Raw genomic sequence first — 20,160 nt, 5'->3', positions numbered from 1 at the left:
CATCGACCAGCCGTCGAGCACGATGTGGTGATTGGTCAGCACCAGCCGGTAGCGGTCCGGTGCGGTGCGGACCAGCGTCACCCGGAAAGTGGGCTGGTCGGCGAGATCGCCGCAGACCGCGGCGCGCTCGGCGGCGCACAGGCGCTGGACCCGGCCGTCGGCGTCGGCGGCGTCGTCCAGCTCCAGGTACTGCCAGGACGCTGCCGGGTCGGCCGGGATGATCTGGACGGGCTCGTCGTACTGGTCGCAGAACCGGGCCACCAGGTTGGGATGGCGGCCGATCATCGTCTGCACCGCGTCGCGCAGCCGGTCTGGGTCGAGCGGGCCGGTGATGCTGATGTCCAGCTGTCCCGCGTAGAGGTCCTCGGTCGCCTGCGCGATGTTGGCGTGGAAGAGCAGTCCCTGCTGGACCGGGGTCAGCGCCAGCACGTCGGCGATGTGGTGTTGCCGCGCAAGCTGATCGATCTGCTGTTGGCTCAGGCGGGCCGGCGCGATGTCCGACGGCGTCAGGCCGCCGCCACCGGAACGCACGTGGGCGCAGATGCCGGCCAGGGCCTCGAACCACAACCGGCCCAAGCGGGTCACCTGCTCGTCGTTCAGCGCCGACGGCGCCCAGGTCCAGTTGGCGTGCAGCCGCGGGCCGCCCTCGGCGTCGACGGTGACCGCGTTCAGCTCGACGGTGTGCATCAGCGGCATCGGGATCGCGGTCGCCGCGCGGGTGACCGACCAGCCGTCCGGGTCCGGCCGCCACATGTCGGTGAGCCCGGCTCTTCCGGTCCCTAAGCCACCCTGGCGTCCCAGGTAGTTGAAGCCGATCGGCGGCTCCGGGGCGTCCAGGTCGATGTCGGTGTTCAGGTAGCGCAGCAATCCGTAGCTCAGCGGATCCGGCAGGGCGCGCAGCTGTTCCTTGGCGTCTTTGAGGACGGCGCCCAGCGCGGCGCCGCCGGAAGCGATCTGAGACCACGAAACACCGTGCACCGCAAGGGAAACCGGATATTTGGTGGTGAACCAGCCCACGGTGTGGGACAGGTCGACGTCGCGGCCCAGCTCCTCGTGCCGCCCGTGGCCTTCGACGTCGATGCCGATCGGCGCGCCGGAATCGCCGGCGAATTCGGTGCACGCCAGCCCGAACGCGATCAGCAGAATGTCTTGCACGCCGGCGTGGAACGCCGCCGGCACGTCACCGAGCAGCGCGCCGGTGGTCTCGGCGTCGAGCTCCATGGAGAGGTGTCCGGCCGTGGCGAACGTGTCCACGTCTGGACGCACCGCGGGCAACGCCGCGGGCGTTGCAGCCACCCGCTTCCAGGTGTCGGCCTGAGCCACCACCTCCGGGTGGTGCGCGCGTTCGGCCAGCTGCGACGACCACCGGGCGAACGAGGTGCCCGCCATGGGCAGCGTCACGGGCTGCCCGCTGTGATGCTGAGCCCAGGCGATATTCAAGTCCTGCAACAGGATTCGCCAGGACACGCCGTCGACGGCCAGGTGGTGAACGATCACCACCAATTGGCGGGTGGCGCGCGCCCACACCGCGCTGAGCATCACGCCGGCGGCCGGGTTCAGCCGCGACCGCGCCTCGATGACCGCCCCGTCGGACAGTTCGTCCACCGCGTGCAGGCACGCGCGCGCGTCCACCGAGCCGTGCTCGGGCACCGTCAGCGACCAGCCGGTGGCGACGTCCTTGTCGACGTGCAGCCGCAGCATCGCGTGGCGATCCAGCAGGGCCTGCAGCACCGTGACGACGTCGGCCTCGGTGACCGTGGCGGGCGCCTGCACCAGCATGGCCTGGTTGAACTGATCGATGTGGCCGCCAACGCTTTCCACGTCCTGCAGCCATCGGATGATCGGGGTGGCCTGCACCGGCCCGAGCCCGTCGTCGGCGACGGCGGATTCGGCGTCGAGGACTTCGGCCACCCGGGCCAGCCGGGCCACCGTCTGCTCGACGAAGATGTCGCGCGTCTTGCACACCAGGCCGGCGGCGCGGGCCCGCGTGACCACCTGCATCGACGAAATGCTGTCGCCACCAAGGTCGAAGAAGGAGTCGTCGGCGCCGACGCGCTCGAGGCCGAGCACCTGCGCGTAGATTCCAGCCAGGATTTCTTCGATCGCGTTGTCGGGGGCGCGATACCGGTCGGCGTCCTGATAGTCCGGCGCGGGCAGCGCGCGGGTGTCGAGCTTGCCGTTTGGGGTGAGCGGCAGGGCCTGCATCACCACCACGGCCGTCGGGATCATGTAGCCCGGCAGCCGCTCGGCCAGCGCGGCACGCACCGCGGCCGGGTCGGCGGTGCCGGTCACATACCCGACGAGGCGCTTATCACCGGGGCGGTCCTCGCGGGCCACCACGACCGCCTGCTCGACGCCGTCCACCCACGCCAGCGCCGCCCGCACCTCACCGAGTTCGATGCGGTAGCCGCGGATCTTGACCTGCTCGTCGGCGCGGCCCAGGTAGTCCAGCTGCCCGTCCGCGCGCCAGCGCACCAGGTCGCCGGTGCGGTACATGCGCGCGCCGGCCTCGCCGAACGGGCAGGCCACGAAACGCGACGCGGTCAGGCCGGCCCGTCGCCAGTAGCCGCTGGCCACGCCGGCGCCTGCCACGTACAGCTCGCCGACCACGCCGGGAGGCACCGGCCGTAGCCATTCGTCGAGAACGAACGACGCCGCGCCCGGCACCGGGGAACCGATCGGCACCACGCCCGGTGATCCCGCCTCCAGCGGCGCGCTGATGGCGGCGTAGACCGTGGCCTCGGTGGGGCCGTAGGCGTTGATCATCGCCCGGCCCGGCGCCCACCGGTCCACCAGTTCGGACGGGCAGGCCTCGCCGGCCACCACCAGCGTGACCGACTCCAGCCCCGTGGGCGAGAGCGCTCCGGCCGCGGACGGGGTCTGGCTGAGCACGCTGACCTGTTCGGCCACCAGCAGCGCGTGCAGGTCTTCGGGTGAGCGTGCGACCGATTCGGGCACCACGACCAGTCGGCCGCCGTGCAGCAGGCCGCCGAAGATCTCCCACACCGAGACGTCGAAGGCCAGCGAATGCCATTGCGACCACACGCCGGTGCGCGGCAGTCCCGAGTCTCCGGACGTCAGCAGCTGGGTGACGTTGCGATGCGTGACGGCAACGCCTTTGGGGACACCGGTGGTGCCGGAGGTGTAGATCAGGTAGGCGAGGTTCTCCGGCCTCGGCGCAGGCAACGCGGTCGTGGGCTGGCTGTCGATGGCGGGGTCGTTGACGTCGATGACGTCGACGTCGTGGCCGTCGAACCGGTCACGTCGCTCCGCGGTGGTGATCGCGGCGATCGGGGCGGCGTCGCCGAGCACGAATCCGATCCGGGACTCGGGTAGCGACGGGTCGATCGGCAGGTAGGCCGCCCCGGACTTGAGCACCGCCAGGATCGACACGATCGCCTCGGTCGACCGCGAAAACAGCACCGCCACAATCTGTCCCGGACCGGCGCCGAGCGCCGTCAGGCTGTGCGCCAGCCGGTTCGACGCCTCGTCCAGCTCGCGGTAGGTCAGCGAACGGCCCCCGCAGACCAGTGCGACGGCATCCGGGGTGCGGGCCGCCTGGGCGGCGAACAGCGCTGGGACGGAATCGGTTTGGGACGCCGATCCGGTCAGCGCGGCTCGGTTGCCGATCTGGTCGAGCCGGGAGTGTTCGGCGTCGTCGAGCAGGTCGACCGACGACACCGCCTGTCCGGGATCGGTAATCATCGCGAGCAGCACGCGCTGCAACCGGTCGATCAGCGCCTTGATGCTGGCCGCGTCGAAGACGTCGGTGCGGAATTCGACAGTGCCGCCGATGCCGTCGGGCTCGCCGCCGTCGGTCCAGCGCTCGCCCAGCGAGAAGGTCAGGTCCATGCGGGCGGTCTGGGTTTCCACCGGGATCGGCGTGACGTCGACGTCGCCCAGGGACAGCCCGGCGGCGGGACCGCTGTCGTGCCCGGCGAAGTTCTGCCAGGCCAGCATCACCTGCACCAGCGGGTGATGCGTCAGGCTGCGGGTCGGGTTGAGCCGTTCCACCAGCAACTCGAACGGCACGTCCTGGTGCTCGTAGGCGGACAGGCTCCGCTGGCGCACCTGCGACAGCACCTCGGCGAAGGTCGGGTCGCCGGCGACGTCGACGCGCAACACCAGGGTGTTGACGAAGAAGCCCACCAGCTCGTCGAGCGCGGGATCGCGCCGGCCTGCGATCGGGAAGCCGACGGCCACATCGGGGTTGGCGCCCAGCTTGGACAGCAGCACCGTCAGCGCGGTCTGGACGACCATGAAACTGGTGGCGTTGTGCTGTCGCGCCACTTCGCCGACGCGCCGCTGCAGCTCGGTCGGCCAGTCGATTTCGACGGTGGCGCCGCGCTGGTCCGCCACCAGCGGGTAGGGCCGGTCGGTAGGCACCTGCACCCGCTCGGGCATCCCGGTCAGGGCGTCTTCCCAGTAGGCCAGCTGGGCCGCGATGCGGCTGTTGCCGTCGTCCAGATCGCCGAATTGCGCGCGTTGCCACAGCGTGTAGTCGACGTACTGCACCGGCAGCGGCGCCCAGTCGGGGCCGCGCCCGGCGGCCCGGCTGGCATACGCCACCCCCAGGTCGCGCACCAGCGGGGTGATGGACATGCCGTCGGCGGCGATGTGATGTACCACGGCCACCAGCACATGCTGGTCGCCGCGGAGCCGGAAAAGCTCTGCCCGCAACGGGATTTGGGCCGACAGGTCGAAGGTGTAGCGGGCCGTGTCACCGATGGCCTCTTCCAGATGGTCTGCCGACCAGCCGCCGGCATCGACGACCTCCCAGCCGAAATCGGCCTTGTCCGCGGGGATTACCACCTGCTGCGGGGTCCCCTCGGGGGCCGCGAACAGGGTGCGCAGGCTCTCGTGGCGGGCCACCACGTCGCGCAGCGCCGCACCGAGCGCGTCGGCATCGAGTTGACCGTCCAGGCGCAGCGCTGCCGCCATGTTGTAAACCGGTGAGGGGCCTTGCAATTGATCGAGGAACCACAACCGGTTCTGCGCGAACGACAGCGGGACGACCGCGGGCCGCTCACCGGCCGTCAGCGGGTCCAGTCCGGTTCCGCCCTCACCGATCCGGGGCGCCAGCTGGGCCACCGTGGGCGCCTCGAACACGACGCGCACCGCGAGGCCGGCGTCCAGGCTCGCGTTGATCGCGGCGATCAAGCGCATGGCGGAAATACTGTCGCCGCCGAGGTCGAAGAAGGAGTCGTCGACGCCGACCCGTTCGACGTCGAGGATCTCGGCGTAGATGCCGGCCAGGATCTCTTCGGTCGGGGTTTCTGGCGCGCGGTATTCACCGGCGGTGTATTCGGGTGCCGGCAGGGCGCGGGTGTCGAGTTTGCCGTTGGCGGTCAACGGAAGTGCATCGAGCGCCATCATCGCGGCCGGGACCATGTAGGCGGGTAGCCGTTCGGACAGCGCGGTGCGCGCGACGGCCGCGTCGGCGCTGCCGGTGATGTAGCCGACCAGGCGCTTGTCACCGGGGCGGTCTTCGCGGGCGATGACGACGGCCTGGTCGACGCCGTCGAGTCCGGCCAGCGCGGACTGGATTTCACCGAGTTCGATGCGGTAGCCGCGAACCTTGACCTGCTCGTCGGCGCGCCCGAAGTACTGCAGTTGGCCGTCGGCGTTCCAGCGCACCAGGTCGCCGGTGCGGTACATGCGGATGCCGGCTCCGCCGAACGGGCAGGCCACGAACCGCGAGGCGGTCAGGCCGGGCCGGCCGACATAGCCCGCGGCCACACCGGATCCGGCGACGTACAGCTCCCCGACGACGCCGGGAGGCACCGGCCGCAACGACTCGTCGAGCACGAACAGCGCCGCCCCCGGCACCGGGGACCCGATCGGCACCGGCCCGTTGGCGGCCGAGCCCGGCGCCAGGGGCGCGCTGATGGCCACACACATGGTGGTCTCGGTCGGCCCGTAGGCGTTGACCATCACCCGTCCGGGTGCCCACCGGTCCACCACCTCGGCGGGGCAGGCCTCACCGGCCATCACCAGCGACACCGACTCCAGACCCTCGGGCGAGAGCATCGCCACCGCCGACGGGGTCTGGGTCAGCACGCTGACTTCCTCGGCGACCAGGACGTCGTGCAGGTCTTGCGGTGAACGCGCGACGGATTCGGGCACCACGACCAGTCGGCCGCCGCGCAGCAACGCGCCGAAGATCTCCCACACGGAGACGTCGAACGCCAGCGAGTGGCTTTGCGACCACACCCCCGCGGCCGGCAGGCCGGCGTCCAGCGATCCCAGCAGCTGGGTCACGTTGCGGTGAGTGATGGCAACGCCTTTGGGGACACCGGTGGTGCCCGAGGTGTAGATCAGGTAGGCGACACCGTCCGACGGCGGCAGCGGCAGCCCCGTTTCGGGCCGGGTGTCGATGCGTCGATCGTCGACGTCGATGACGGTCAGGCCGTATCCGTCGAACCGCCCGGCCAGGTCGGCGGTGGTGACCGCGACGACGGGCTTGGCGTCACTGAGCATGAAGTTGATCCGAGTGTCCGGCGAGGAGGGATCGATCGGCAGGTAGGCCGCCCCGGTCTTGAGCACCGCCAGGATCGACGCGATCGCCTCCGCCGACCGCGAAAACAGCAGCGCCACAGTCCGTCCCGGACCGGCGCCGTGCTCCGCGAGGCAATGCGCCAACCGGTTCGACGCCTCGTCGAGCTCGCGGTAGGTCACCGACAGGCCCTTGCATACCAGCGCGACGGCGTCCGGCGCGGCGGCGACGTGGCCGGCGAACAGTTCGGGCACCGACGCGGGTGCGCTTCCCGGGCCGGCCAGAACGCCGGTGTTGCCAAGCTCTTTCAGGCGGGCGTGCTCGGCCTCGTCGAGCAGGTCCACCGACGACAGCAGGTGGGTGGGATCGGCGGTCATCGCCGTCAACACCCGCTGCAACCGCGCGATCAGCGTCTCGATGGTGACCGCATCGAACACGTCGGTACGGAATTCGACCCGGCCACCGATGCCGGCAGCCTCGCCGGCGGCGTTCCAGCGCTCGGAGAGTGAGAACACCAGATCCATGCGGGCCGACTGATCCTCCACCGGCACGGACGTGACCTCGAGGTCGCCCAGCGCCAGGCCGGCGGCCGGGTCGTCGTGCCCGGCGAAGTTCTGCCAGGCCAGCATCACCTGAACCAGCGGGTGGTGCGTCAGGCTCCGCGTCGGGTTGACCCGCTCCACCAGCACCTCGAACGGCACGTCCTGGTGCTCGAACGCCGCCAGGCTGCGCGCCTGTACGCGCTCCAGCAGTTCGGCGAAGCTGGGGTCGCCGGCCAGGTCGACCCGCAGCACCAGCGTGTTGACGAAGAACCCGACCAGCTGGTCGAGGGCGGGGTCACGTCGCCCGCCGATCGGGAAGCCCACCGCCACATCGGAACTCGCGCCGATCTTGGACAACAGCACCGCCAGGGCGGCCTGCACCACCATGAAGCTGGTCGCGTTGTGCTCGCGGGCCAGTCGGCGCACCTGCTCCTGCAACTCCGCCGGCCAGTCCACGACCACACTGTCGCCGCGCTGATCGGCCACCGGCGGGTAGGGCCGATCAGTGGGCAACTGCAGCCGTTCGGGTATTCCGGCCAGCGCCTGCTCCCAGTAGGCCAGCTGGGTGCCGATGCGGCTGGTGCTGTCGTCGAGGTCACCGAATTGGCTCCGCTGCCACAGCGTGTAATCGATGTACTGCACCGATAATTCGGCCCAGCCGGGGGCCTGTCCGGCGCATCGGCTGGTGTAGGCCACGCTCAGGTCGGCGCCCAGCGGCGTGAGCGACAAACCGTCCGCGGCGATGTGGTGCACCACGATCACCAGCACATGTTCGTTTTCGGCAATGGCGAAAAGTTGCGCCCGGATGGGGATTTCGGCCGCCAGGTCGAATGTGTAGCGGGTCGCCGCCTTGATCGCGTCGTCCAGCCGGCCGGCCGGCCATGCGGTGGCGTCGACGACGTCCCAGCCGAATTCGGCGCGCTCGACGGGCACCACCACCTGCTGGGGAGTTCCCTCGTGCGCCGGGAACAGGGTGCGCAGGCTTTCGTGGCGGCCCACCACGTCGGCCAGGGCCGCGCCCAGGGCGTCGGTGTCGAGCCGCCCGCGCAGCCGCAACGCCGCCGCCATGTTGTACAGCGGTGAGGGGCCCTGGAATTGGTCGATGAACCACAACCGGTTCTGTGCGAACGACAACGGGACCACCGCCGGCCGCTCACCGGCCACCAGCGGCTCCAGGCCGCCCGCACTCTCCGCGACGCGCGGTGCCAGCTGCGCGACGGTGGGCGCCTCGAAGACGACGCGCACCGGAAGGTCGCTTTGTAGCGCGGCATTGATCGCGGTGACCAGGCGCATGGTGGACAGCGAATCGCCACCCAGGTCGAAGAACGAGTCGTCGACGCCGACGCGTTCGAGATTGAGGACCTGGGCGTAGATGCCGGCCAGGATTTCCTCGACGGCGGTGCTCGGCGCGCGGTAGTGGTCGACCGCTCGATAATCGGGCACCGGCAGGGCGCGGGCGTCGAGCTTGCCGTTGACCGTCACGGGCAGCGCGTCGAGCACCACCACCGCGGCCGGGACCATGTAGGCCGGCAGCCGCTCGGCCAGCGCCGCGCGCGCAGTGCCCGGGTCCGCCGACCCGGTGACATAACCCACCAGGCGCTTGTCGCCGGGCCGGTCCTCACGGGCGACCACGACGGCCTGCTCGACGCCGTCGAGCGCGGACAGCGCGGCCTGAATTTCACCGAGCTCGATGCGATAGCCGCGGACCTTGACCTGCTCGTCGGCGCGACCGAAGTAGCGAAGCTGTCCGTCGGGGTCCCAGCACACCAGGTCGCCGGTGCGGTACATCCGGGTGCCGGGTGCGCCGAACGGGCAGGCCATGAACCGCGACGCGGTCAGCCCGGGGCGGCGCCAGTACCCCACACCGACACCTTGACCGGCCAGATACAGCTCGCCCACCACGCCGGCGGGCACCGGGCGCAGCCACTCGTCCAGGACGAAGAACGCCGCCCGCGTCACCGGCGCGCCGATCGGCGGTGTGCCCCGCCCGGCGGTCAGCGGCGTGCTCTTGCAGGCCCACATGGTGGTCTCAGTCGGTCCGTAGACGTTGACCATCACCCGGCCCGGCGCCCAGCGGTCGACCAGCTCGGGCGGGCAGGGCTCCGCGCCGATCACCAACGACGTCGCGTCCAGACCGTCGGTGGGCAGCAGTCCCACGGCCGAGGGCGTTTGCGTCAGCACCGTGACGCCCTCGCGGACCAGCAGGGTGTGGAACTCTTCGGGCGAACGCGACACCGCATCGGGCACCACGACGAGCCGCCCGCCGTGCAGCAGCGCCCCCCAGATCTCCCACACCGAGAAGTCAAAGGCATAGGAGTGAAACTGCGTCCACACCTGCTCGGCCGACAGGGCGAAACCCAGGCGCAGGTCGTCGAACAGCTGGGCGACGTTGTGTTGGGTCACCGCAACGCCTTTGGGGACACCGGTGGTGCCGGAGGTGTAGATGATGTGCGCCAGGTCGGTGGGAGCCGGGACGGGCGGCGCGGTGCTGGGTTGGGCCGCGACCGCCGGGTCGGCCACATCGATGACGATCAGGTCGAAGCCGTCGAACCTGCCGGCCAGATCCGCGGTGGTGATCGCGGCCATCGGCGCGGCATCGGTGAGCATGAACTCGACGCGCGCGGTCGGCAGGGCGGGGTCGATCGGCAGGTACGCCGCCCCGGACTTGAGCACCGCCAGGATCGACACGATCGCCTCGGCCGAACGCGAAAACAGCAGGGCGACAAACCCTCCCGGGCCGGCTCCGCGCGCGGCGAGCAAGTGCGCCAATCGGCTGGCGGCCTCGTCGAGCTCGCGGTACGTCATCGACCGGTCCTCGAACGTCAGCGCCACCGCATCCGGGGTGCGGGACACCTGCGCGGCGAACAACCCCGCGATCGTCACCGGTTCCATCGGCTCGGCCAGGATGGCCTCGTTGCCCCACTTCGCCAGCCGGGCGTGCTCGCTCGTATCCAGCAGATCCACCGAGGACAACCGCCGCTCGGGCTCGGCCGTGACCGCGGTCAAGAGCCGCTGTAGCCGTTCGATCATCGCCTGGACGGTGTCCGCGTTGAACACGTCGGTGCGGTATTCGGCCGTGACGGCGATGCCGGCGCGCTGGCCGGATTCGGTGAATCGTTCGGCCAGCGAGAATGTCAGGTCCATGCGAGCGGTGTTGGTGTGCACCGGCATCGGGGTGACCTGCAGGTCGCCCAGGGCCAGCCCGGCCGCGGGGGTGCTGACCTCTCCGGGGAAGTTCTCCCAGCCCAGCAGCACCTGGATCAGCGGATGGTGGGTCAGGCTGCGGGTGGGGTTGAGCCGCTCCACCAGCAGTTCGAAGGGCACGTCCTGGTGCTCGAAGGCGGCCAGGCTGCGCCGGCGCACCTGGGCCAGCAGCTCGGCGAAGGTCGGGTCCCCGGCCACGTCGACGCGCAGCACCAGGGTGTTGACGAAGAATCCGATCAGCTCGTCGAGCGCGGGTTCGGGGCGCCCGGCGATCGGGAAGCCCACGGCCACATCGTCACTCGCGCTCATCTTGGACAGCAGCGCGGCGAACGCGGCCTGGATCACCATGAAGCTTGTCGCGTTGTGCTCGCGCGCCACCCGGCGCAGCTGTTGCTGCAACTCCGCCGGCCAGTCCACCGCCAGCCGGGCGCCGCGGTGGTCGGCGACCGGCGGATAGGGCCGGTCGGTGGGCAGCTGCAGCCGTTCGGGCAGCCCGGCCAGCGTGTCGGCCCAGAAGGCCAGCTGCGCGGCGATGCGGCTGTCGTTGTCGTCCACGTCGCCGAGATGTGCGCGCTGCCATAGCGTGTAGTCGACGTACTGCACCGCCAGCGGCGCCCATTCGGGGGCCTCGCCCGCGCACCGGCTGACATAGGCGATCCCTAGGTCACGCGCGAACGGTGTGATCGACCAGCCGTCCGCGGCGATGTGGTGCACCGCGATCACCAGCATGTGTTCGTCATCGCTGACGCTGAAAAGCTCAGTGTGCAACGGGCTTTCGTTGGCCAGGTCGAAGGTGTAGCGGGCCGCGGTCGCCATGCCTTCGCGCAGCCGATCCTCCGGCCAGCCGCGCGCATCGATGACGTTGCAGACGAATCCGATCTGCTCGGCGGGAACCACCACCTGCTGCGGGATCCCGTCGGCCGACGCGAACACCGTGCGCAGGCTTTCGTGGCGCCCCACCACATCGCCCAGGGCGGCGGCCAGCGCATCGGCGTCGAGGCGCCCGCGCAGCCGCAACGCCACCGTGATGTTGTACATCGGTGAGGGGCCCTGGAACTGGTCGATGAACCACAGCCGGGTCTGGGCGAACGACAGCGGAATGACCGCTGGCCGCTCCCCCGCCACCAACGGCTCCGGCCGATCGCCACCGCCACCGGTGAGGAGCGCCAGCTCGGCGGCCGTGGGCGCCTCGAAGACCGCCCGCACGCCGAGGTCGGCGTTCAGGCTGGTGTTGACAGCGGCGATCAGGCGCATCGCCGACAGCGAGTCCCCGCCGAGGTCGAAGAACGAGTCGTCAACGCCGACCCGCTCGAGCCCGAGCACCTGCGCGTAGATGCCGACCAGGATCTCCTCGACGGCGGTGGACGGGGCGCGGTACCGATCGGCGTCCTGGTACTCGGGCACCGGCAGGGCCTTACGGTCGAGCTTGCCCGAAGTGGTCATCGGGAATTCTTCAAGCGCCACAATGTGAGTCGGCACCATGTACTCGGGCAGCCACGCCGTCAGCCGCTCGCGCACCTCACCGATCTTGGTGTTGGTGCGGGGGTCGTTGGCGTGGCTGGCGCGTTGCTGGGAGCCGGCCGGGGGCAGGTAGACGTCGGTCAGCGCGGAGGCGTCGTGGTTGTCGGACGCGAGGAACACCGCGCTCAGCGTGCCGGGCCTGCCACCCCAGGTGACCGCGACGTGGTACCCGGCGGTCTCCCCGAGGCGGTGCAGTTCCTCGGCGATGACGGCGTCGGCGTTGGTTTCGGCGTCGGCTTCGGCCAGCGCGTCGGCCAGGGGAAGCCCTGCGGCGAGCGCGTTTTCGACGGCGACGTCGTTGATCAGGCCGGTGCGCGGGATGTCGGTGACGCGCACGGCCGCGGGACGTTGGGAGGTCAGCGCGTCGTGCAGCCCGCGCAGGCTTTCGCACTGCGCCCACGCCCAGATCGGTTCGGCGGCCACCGAGCGCACGGGTGTGGGAGTCTTGTGCAGGACGACGTCGTAGCGGTGCTGGTTCAGTTCGTTGTCGGCCATTCCGCGCTTGATGCGGACGTCGACACCCACCGCCGCCTCGCGCGAGTCGGCCCAGGTGGTGAAAAACTCCGGGGCCAAGAGCAATTCGGTTTCACCGAGCATGGCGTGGCGCACCCGCTGGCGGATTTCGGCCGCATTGGCGGCGCCGCCGCGGGCCAGCGCGATCGCGGTCTGGAACGCGCCCTGCAGGGTGTGGTTACGGATGTCACCGATGAACACCGAGCCGCCGGGGGCCAACAGTTCCATCGCCTTGTCGATGACCTCGGCCAGGTATCCCGCGTTGGGGAAGTACTGCACGACCGAGTTGAGAACGATGGTGTCGAAGTGACCCCGCGGCAGCCCGTCGGTGACGTGGGCGGGCTGGGTCCGCAGCTCGACCCGATCACGCCACGGCAGCTGCAGCTGCTCCATCGAGCGGGCCAGGTTGTCGATCGCGACGGGCGAAAAGTCGGTGGCGACGTACTGATCGCACTGCGGCGCGATCTGGGACAGCAGCAATCCCGAGCCCGCGCCGATCTCCAGCACGCGCCGCGGCCGCAGCGACATGATCCGATCGACCGTGGCGGCACGCCATTCGACCATCTCCTCGAGCGGGATGGCGTCGCCGGTGTAGCTGCTGTTCCAGCCGCGGAAGTCCTCGCCGAAGCCGGCGGCGAGGTCGGCGCCGTACAGGTCGTCGTAAAGGTGTTGCCACTCCTCGACGTCTTCGGCGTCGTTGTCGGTGGTGGTGGCGTGATCCAGGGTCACGTAGGCGACCAGGTGCGACCCGGTAGCGCTGTCCTGCACGGTGACGGCGGCCTGGGTGACCTGCGGGCAGGCCAGCAGGGTGTTCTCGATCTCGCCCAGTTCGATGCGCTGTCCGCGCAGTTTGATCTGGGTGTCGGCACGGCCCAGGTAGTCCAGGGTTCCGTCGGGCATCCAGCGCACCAGGTCGCCGGTGCGATACATCCGCTCCCCCGGTCCGCCAAACGGGTTGGCCACGAACCGTTCCGCGGTCAGGTCGACCCGGCCCACATAGCCGTGGCCCAGCGCCGGTCCGCTCAGGTACAGCTCGCCCACCACGCCGACCGGAGCCGGGTTCAGCCAGGTGTCGAGCACCCGGGCGCACACGCCCGGAATCGGGGCGCCGATGCGGACCGGCTGCCCGGCGTGCAACCGTGCGCAGGTGACCCAGATGGTGGTCTCACTCGGGCCGTAGCCGTTGAACATCTGGCGATCCGGCGCCCAGGCGTCCACCAGCTCCGGCAGGCAGGCCTCTCCGACGGCGACCAGCGTCTGCAGCGCGTCGAGGCGCGCGCGATCCAGTGTCGACACCACGGTCGGGGTCAAGATGGCGGCGGTGACCCGCTGGTTTTGCAGCAACGCGGTCAGCGCGTCACCGGCGTACACCTGTGGCGGCGCGACCACCAGCGCCGCACCAGATCCCGCGGCCACCAACAGTTCTCCGACCGACGCGTCGAAGGTGGGCGAGGCGACCATCAGCACGCGCGCGTCGGGGCCCAGGCCGAACAGCTCGCGTTGGGCCGCGGCCCAGCCCAGCAGGCCCGTGTGGCTCACCGCCACGCCCTTGGGGACACCGGTGGAACCCGAGGTGAAGATCAGATACGAGGTGTCGTCCGCGCGCAACGGCGACAGCCGATCGGCGTCGGTGATCTCCTGCGTGGAATACCCGGACAGGTCGAGGCCGTCGATGCGCAAGACCGCCCGCGCACCGGCGCCGGCGACTTCGTCGGTGCCGCAGGTCAATACGCACACCGCGTCCACTGCATCCAGCACCGAGGCGATGCGCTCGACCGGGTGATCCAGATCCACCGGCGCGTAAATGCCGCCGGCCTTGACCACCGCCCACCAGGCGACCACCAATTCGGCGCACCGGTCAACCGCCACGCCGACGGCGCGCTCCGGACCGACACCGGCGTCGATCAGCTTGCGCGCCAAGCGCGTTGACCACTCGTCGAGTTCGCGATACGACAATTCCCGGGTGCCGTCGACCACCGCCGGCGCATCCGCATCGGCGGCCACCGCCGCGGCCAGCAGCTGCGGTGCCACCCCGACCGGTGCCGTCACACCGGCGCCGGACAGCCGCTCCAGCACCAGCTCGCGGTCGTCACGGTCCAGCAGGTCGATCGACGACAGGCGCCGGCCGGGATCGGCCGTCATCGCCTCCAGCACCCGCTGCAGCCGCTCGACGAGCGATCCGATGCCGGCGGCGTCGAACACGTCGGTGTCGAATTCGATGTGCAGGCCGAGTTCGCGGCCCGGCAGGGCCTCCACCGTCAGCGGGTAGTGGTTGTACTCGCGATTGCTGAATTCGGCGATGGCCAACCCGTCTTCGCCCAGCGTCATGCCGCTGTCGAGCGGGTAGTTCTCGTACACGAATAGCGTGTCGAAGAGTTGGTCGTGGCCGGTGACCCGGTGAATCTCGCTGAGCGCCAGGTGCTGGTGCTCGAGGGCATCGTTGTGGCTGTTCTGCAACTGCGCCAGCAGGTCCGCGGTGGTGGTGGTCGCGGTGATGTCGGCGCGCACCGGCACCGTGTTGATCAGCAGCCCGACCATCTGTTCGGCGTCGTCGACCTCCAGCTGGCCGACCCGGGACCGCGGGGTGCCGAAGACGACATCGTGTTGACCGGTCAGCGAGGTCAGCACCACCGCCCAGCCGGCCTGCAGCACGGTGCTCAAGGTGGTGTGGCAGGAGCGCGCCAGCTCGGCGAGGGCCTTCGTGGTTTGCTCAGGCACGCAAGACTTTTCGAAGCCCCGGCCGCCTTGTCCCAATTGTCCTTGCGGTGCTACCAGGGTAGGGGTTTCGAAGCCGTGCAGCACCTCACCCCAGGCCTCGCGGGCGGCGTCGAGGTCTCGAACGGCCAGCCAGGTGAGGAACGCCCGGTAGGAGCCTGCGGCGGGCAGCCGCTGGCCGTAGTAGCTGGTGAAGATCTCGCGCAGCAGGATCGGCAGCGACCAGCCATCGAGCAGGATGTGGTGATTGGTCAGCACGAACCGGTGCCGACCGTCCGCGGTCCGGATCAGCGCGGCGCGGAACGCCGCCTGGCCTGCGAGGTCGCAGACCGCGGCGCGTTCGGAAACGCACAGCTGCTCGATCAGCTCGTCGGCCTCGGCGTCACCTATTCCGTCGAGTTCGAGGTAGCGCCACTCGACGACGGGATCGGCCGGAATGATCTGCACCGGCTCGTCGTACTGCTCGCAGAACAGCGCCGCCAGGTGCGGATGCCGGTTGACGACGGTGTGCACCGCGTTGCGCAGGCGGTCGGGATCCAACGGTCCGGTGAGGGTGAAATCCAGTTGAACCGCGTACATGTCGTCGCTGCCCTGCGCGGTGCTGGAGTGGAAGAGCAGGCCCTGCTGCAGGGGGGTCAGCGGCAAGATGTCGGCGATGTGGTGTTGGCGCTGCAGTTCGTCGATCTGCTGCTGGCTCAGGCGGGCGGGCGCGATGTCCGACGGGGTCAGGCCGCCCCCGCCGGAACGCACGTGCGCGCACACTCCGGCCAGGGCCTCGAACCACAGCCGGCTCAGCCTGGTGATCTGACTCGCGTCGAGAACCGATGGCGCCCAAGTCCATTCGGCGTGCAGGTGTGGGCCGCTGCCGGTGTCGATGGTGCCGGCATTGAGCTCGACGGTGTGCATCAGCGGCATGGGCACCGCCGCGGCGGCGCCGATCAACGACAGGCCGTCCTGGCTGATCCGCCAGCCTTCGCCCGCCGAATCGGACGCTACGCCTTGCCGTCCGAGGTAGTTGAAGGCGATCGACGGGTCGGGACCGGTCAGGTCTGCGTCGGCGTTGAGATAGCGCAGCAGCCCGTAGGTCAACGGGTCGGGCAGGGCCCGCAGCTGTTCCTTGGCGCGCTTGATCACCGGGCCCAGCGCCGCGTCGCCGGCCGTCACCTGCGCCCAGCGCAGTCCGGCCACTTCTAGCGACACCGGATACTTGGTGGTGAACCATCCGACGGTGCGGGATAGGTCGATGTCCGCACCGAGTTCCTCGTGGCGCCCGTGGCCCTCGACGTCGATGCCGATCGAATCGGCTGTGTCACCCAGGAATTCGGCCCAGGCCAGGCCGAACGCGATCAACAGGATGTCCTGGATGCCGGTGTGGAACGCCGTGGGCACGTCACCGATCAGCGCCCCGGTGGTCTCGGCATCCAGCTGCAGCGACAAGCGCCCGGCGGAGGCATAGGTATCCAGCCCGGGGTCGGGCGCGGGCAGTGCGGCGGGAGTGGCCGTCACCTTCTTCCAGGCGCCCAGCTGGCTCACGACTTCGGGACGGTGGGCGTACTCGGCCAGCAGCGTCGACCACCGGGAAAAGGACGTGCCCGTGGGCGGCAACTCCACCGGTTGCCCCGCGCTGTGCAGCGCCCAGGCAATGTTGAGGTCCTCCAACAGGATCCACCACGACACGGCGTCGACGGCCAGGTGGTGAATGATCACCGCCAGCTGGCCGGTGGACTCGACCCACAGCGCGCTCAGCATCGCGCCGTCGGCCGGGTTCAACCGCGAGCGGGCTTCCACCAGCACCTTGTCGGACAACTCGTCCACCGATTGCAGGCAATCGGCGGCCCGCACCGACCCCGGCTCGGGCACCTGCAGCGACCAGCCGCCGGCTTCGTCGTCGTCGACGCGCAGCCGCAGCATGGCGTGTCGATCCACCAAGGCCTGCAACACGATTGCGACGTCGGCTTCGGTCACCCCGGCGGGGGCCTGAACCATCACGGTCTGGTTGAACTGGTCGATCGGACCGCCGGTGCGTTCGATGTCCTGCAGCCACCGCATGATCGGGGTGGCCAGCACCGGGCCGACGCCCTCGTCCACCACATCGGACGCCCCGTCGCTCACTGTGGCGACCCGGGCCAGCCGGGCCACGGTGTGTTCGACGAAGACGTCTCGCGGCCGGCACGTCAGGCCGGCGGCGCGCGCACGCGCCACCACTTGCAGCGACAGGATGCTGTCGCCGCCGAGCTCGAAGAACGACTCGTCGACGCTGACCCGCTCGACGCCGAGCACCTCGGCGTAGATTCCGGCCAGGATTTGCTCGACCGCGTTGCCCGGGGCGCGGTACTCGCCCGTGCTGTATTCGGGCGCCGGCAGGGCGCGGGTGTCGAGCTTGCCGTTGACCGTCAGGGGCAGCGCCTCGAGCGCCACCACCGCGGTCGGCACCATGTAGGCCGGCAGCCGGTCGGCCAGCGCGGCGCGCGCCTCGGCCGGGTCCGCGGCGCCGGTGACGTAGCCCACCAGGCGTTTGTCGCCCGGACGGTCTTCGCGAACGATCGCCACGGCCTGGTCAACACCGTCGAGTGCGGCCAGCGCGGCCTGGATCTCGCCGAGTTCGATGCGGTATCCGCGGATCTTGACCTGCTCGTCCGCGCGTCCCAGGTAGCGCAGCTGACCGTCGTCGCCCCAGCACACGAGGTCCCCGGTGCGATACATCCGTTCGCCGGGCTCACCGAACGGGCAGGCCACGAACCGTGACCCGGTCAGCCCGGACCGGCCCACATAGCCGGCGGCCACCCCGCGGCCGGCGACGTACAGCTCACCGACCACGCCCGCGGGCACCGGGCGCAACCATCCGTCGAGGACGAACAGCGCCGCCCCCGGCACCGGCGAGCCGATCGGGACCGCCGCGGACTCCGCCCGCAGCGGCGCGCTGATCGCCACGCACATCGTCGTCTCGCTCGGCCCGTATGCGTTGACCATGACGCGCCCGGGCGCCCAGCGGTCCACGACGTCGGCCGGGCAGGCCTCGGCGCCGATCACCAGCGCGGTGGAATCGAGGCCGTCCGGCGACACCATCTGCACGGCGGACGGGGTTTCGCTGTAGACGGTGACCCCTTGCTCGACCAGCAAGTCATGCAAATCCTCCGGCGAGCGCGCGATGTCGTCGGGGACGACGACCAGCCGCCCGCCACGCAGCAACGCGCCGAAGATCTCCCATACCGAGAAGTCGAATGCGTAGGAGTGGCTCTGCGACCACACGCCCGGCGATGGCAGGCCTGCGTCCAACGACTCCAGCAGCTGGGTGACGTTGTGGTTGGTGATCGCGACGCCCTTGGGCGTACCGGTGGTGCCCGAGGTGTAGATCAGGTACGCGAGGTTGGCCGGATCCGGCGGGGGCGGCGGCGTGCCGGGCTGGGCGTCGATTCGCGGATCCGTGACGTCGATGACCGTCATGTCGTGGCCGTCGAGTCGGTCGGCCAGCTCGGCGGTGGTGATCGCGGCCACCGGGGTGGCGTCGGCGAGCATGAAGTCGACGCGCGCGTCCGGCGACGCCGGTTCGATGGGCAGGTAGGCGGCGCCGGTCTTGAGCACCGCCATGATGGACACGATCGCCTCGGCCGAACGCGGCAACAACAGCGCCACATACTCACCCGGGCCGGCACCCTGGTCGATGAGCAAGTGCGCCAACCGATTAGCTGCCTCGTCGAGCTCGCGATACGTCATCGAGAGACCCGCGCATACCAGTGCCACCGCCTCGGGTGAACGGTCCACTTGCGTGCCGAACAGTGCGGCCACCGAGAGCGGCGAGTTCACCGGCTCGGTCAAAACCGCTGTGTTTCCAACCTCTTCCAGGCGGGCATGCTCATCTGCATGCAGCACGTCCAACGCCGACAAATGCCCATCGGGACGGGCCGCCATGGCCGCCAGGATCCGCTGCAGGCGCTCCCCCAGATCCGAAACGTCGAAGTTCGAGAAGGGTTGGCCGGTACCGACGGTGCTCAGGAACTGCTGATCTCCGAACCCGAGGAAGAACAACCCGAAGTGGCCGACCGGGCCAAAGCTGGTGTATTTCGCGGTCGCAGGCACCTCGCCGAGGCTGAGCGTGAGACGGGCCGGGACGAAGTTGACCACCACGCGGTTGGGCGCCTGCCTCGGGCCGCTGAAATCGCCTTCACCGTCAAGCGTGCGGGTGGGAAATTGCTGATGCCGCAGCGCTTCTCGTGATCGCGTGTCGACATGACGGCAGAAGTCGGCGAACGTCGTTTCCGGTGCGGCCTTCAACACCAGCGGTACGACCCCGGCAAGCATTCCGGGATGCGTCTTGGATTTCGGGTCGACTCGCCGGCTGACCGGGAAGTCGAGCACGACTTCGTCCGAACCGTCGGTGGACCAACCACGCACCAGAAGCGCGCACGCCGCGGTGAGCACCGAGGACCGACGGATACCCAGCAGTTTGGACAGCTCTTTGACCTTGCCGACCACCGACTGGTCCAGTTGCACTGGCGGAGAGGGTGAATACGGATCACGCCCGTCGTCAGCCGCGGTCGCCAGGTAATCCGCACCGTCGCCTTCGGGGCGGTGGGCGGTCCAATATTCTTGGTCCTCAACGAATTTCGGCGACGCCTCGTAGTCCAATTCGCCGCTGACGAGGTCGTGCAGCGACCCGAAGAAGGCGGGCGGAATCCGCTTTCCGGAGGCCAGCGCGGAGTAGACGGCCGCGATGCGGCGACCGACCAGCGCAATGCCCATCCCGTCGATGGCGATGTGATGACAGGTCGTGAACCAGTAGTACTCGTCCGGCGCGGTCCGGAACAGCGCGAACTTGATCATCGGGCCGGTGAGCGGCATCGGCGTGTTCTGAATCGATGAAGCCGTCTCGCGGACTTCCCGCTCGGGATCGCGGGACTCGGTCAGGTCATAGAAGACAAGATCGACATCGTCGTGTTCGACCGCCTTCTGGAAGACCTGGCCATCGACCTCGAAGAACGAAGCCCGCAGGCTCTCAGCCTCGTCCACAACGTGTCGCATAGCCTGATGCAACAAGCCAGCGTCTATGGCACCTTCAATGTGTACGAGCACACCCAGTTGCCAGGCCACATCGAAGTAACCCGTTTGCTGCGCCAGCCAGATGTCCAGCTGGCCCCGTGTGACGGGAAGTGCCCGGTCAGCACGCTCCAC

1 protein-coding gene (running past one end of the window) is annotated in these 20,160 nt (G+C 69.7%); it reads right to left on the bottom strand.

Annotated elements, in window-relative coordinates; all coding sequences use genetic code 11:
* On the bottom strand, positions 1-20,160 hold the 5' portion of the coding sequence (locus ACZYVJ_RS01125; protein ID WP_463829311.1) for a non-ribosomal peptide synthase/polyketide synthase. It extends 11,127 nt beyond the left edge of the window; the window shows 20,160 of its 31,287 coding nt (coding positions 1-20,160); the start codon lies at positions 20,158-20,160; the stop codon falls past the left edge of the window.

This window comes from Mycobacterium sp. IDUB_3, from assembly GCF_055419585.1.
The sequence above is the reverse complement of the archived record's forward strand: the minus strand, read 5'-3'. Positions and strand labels throughout refer to the sequence as shown.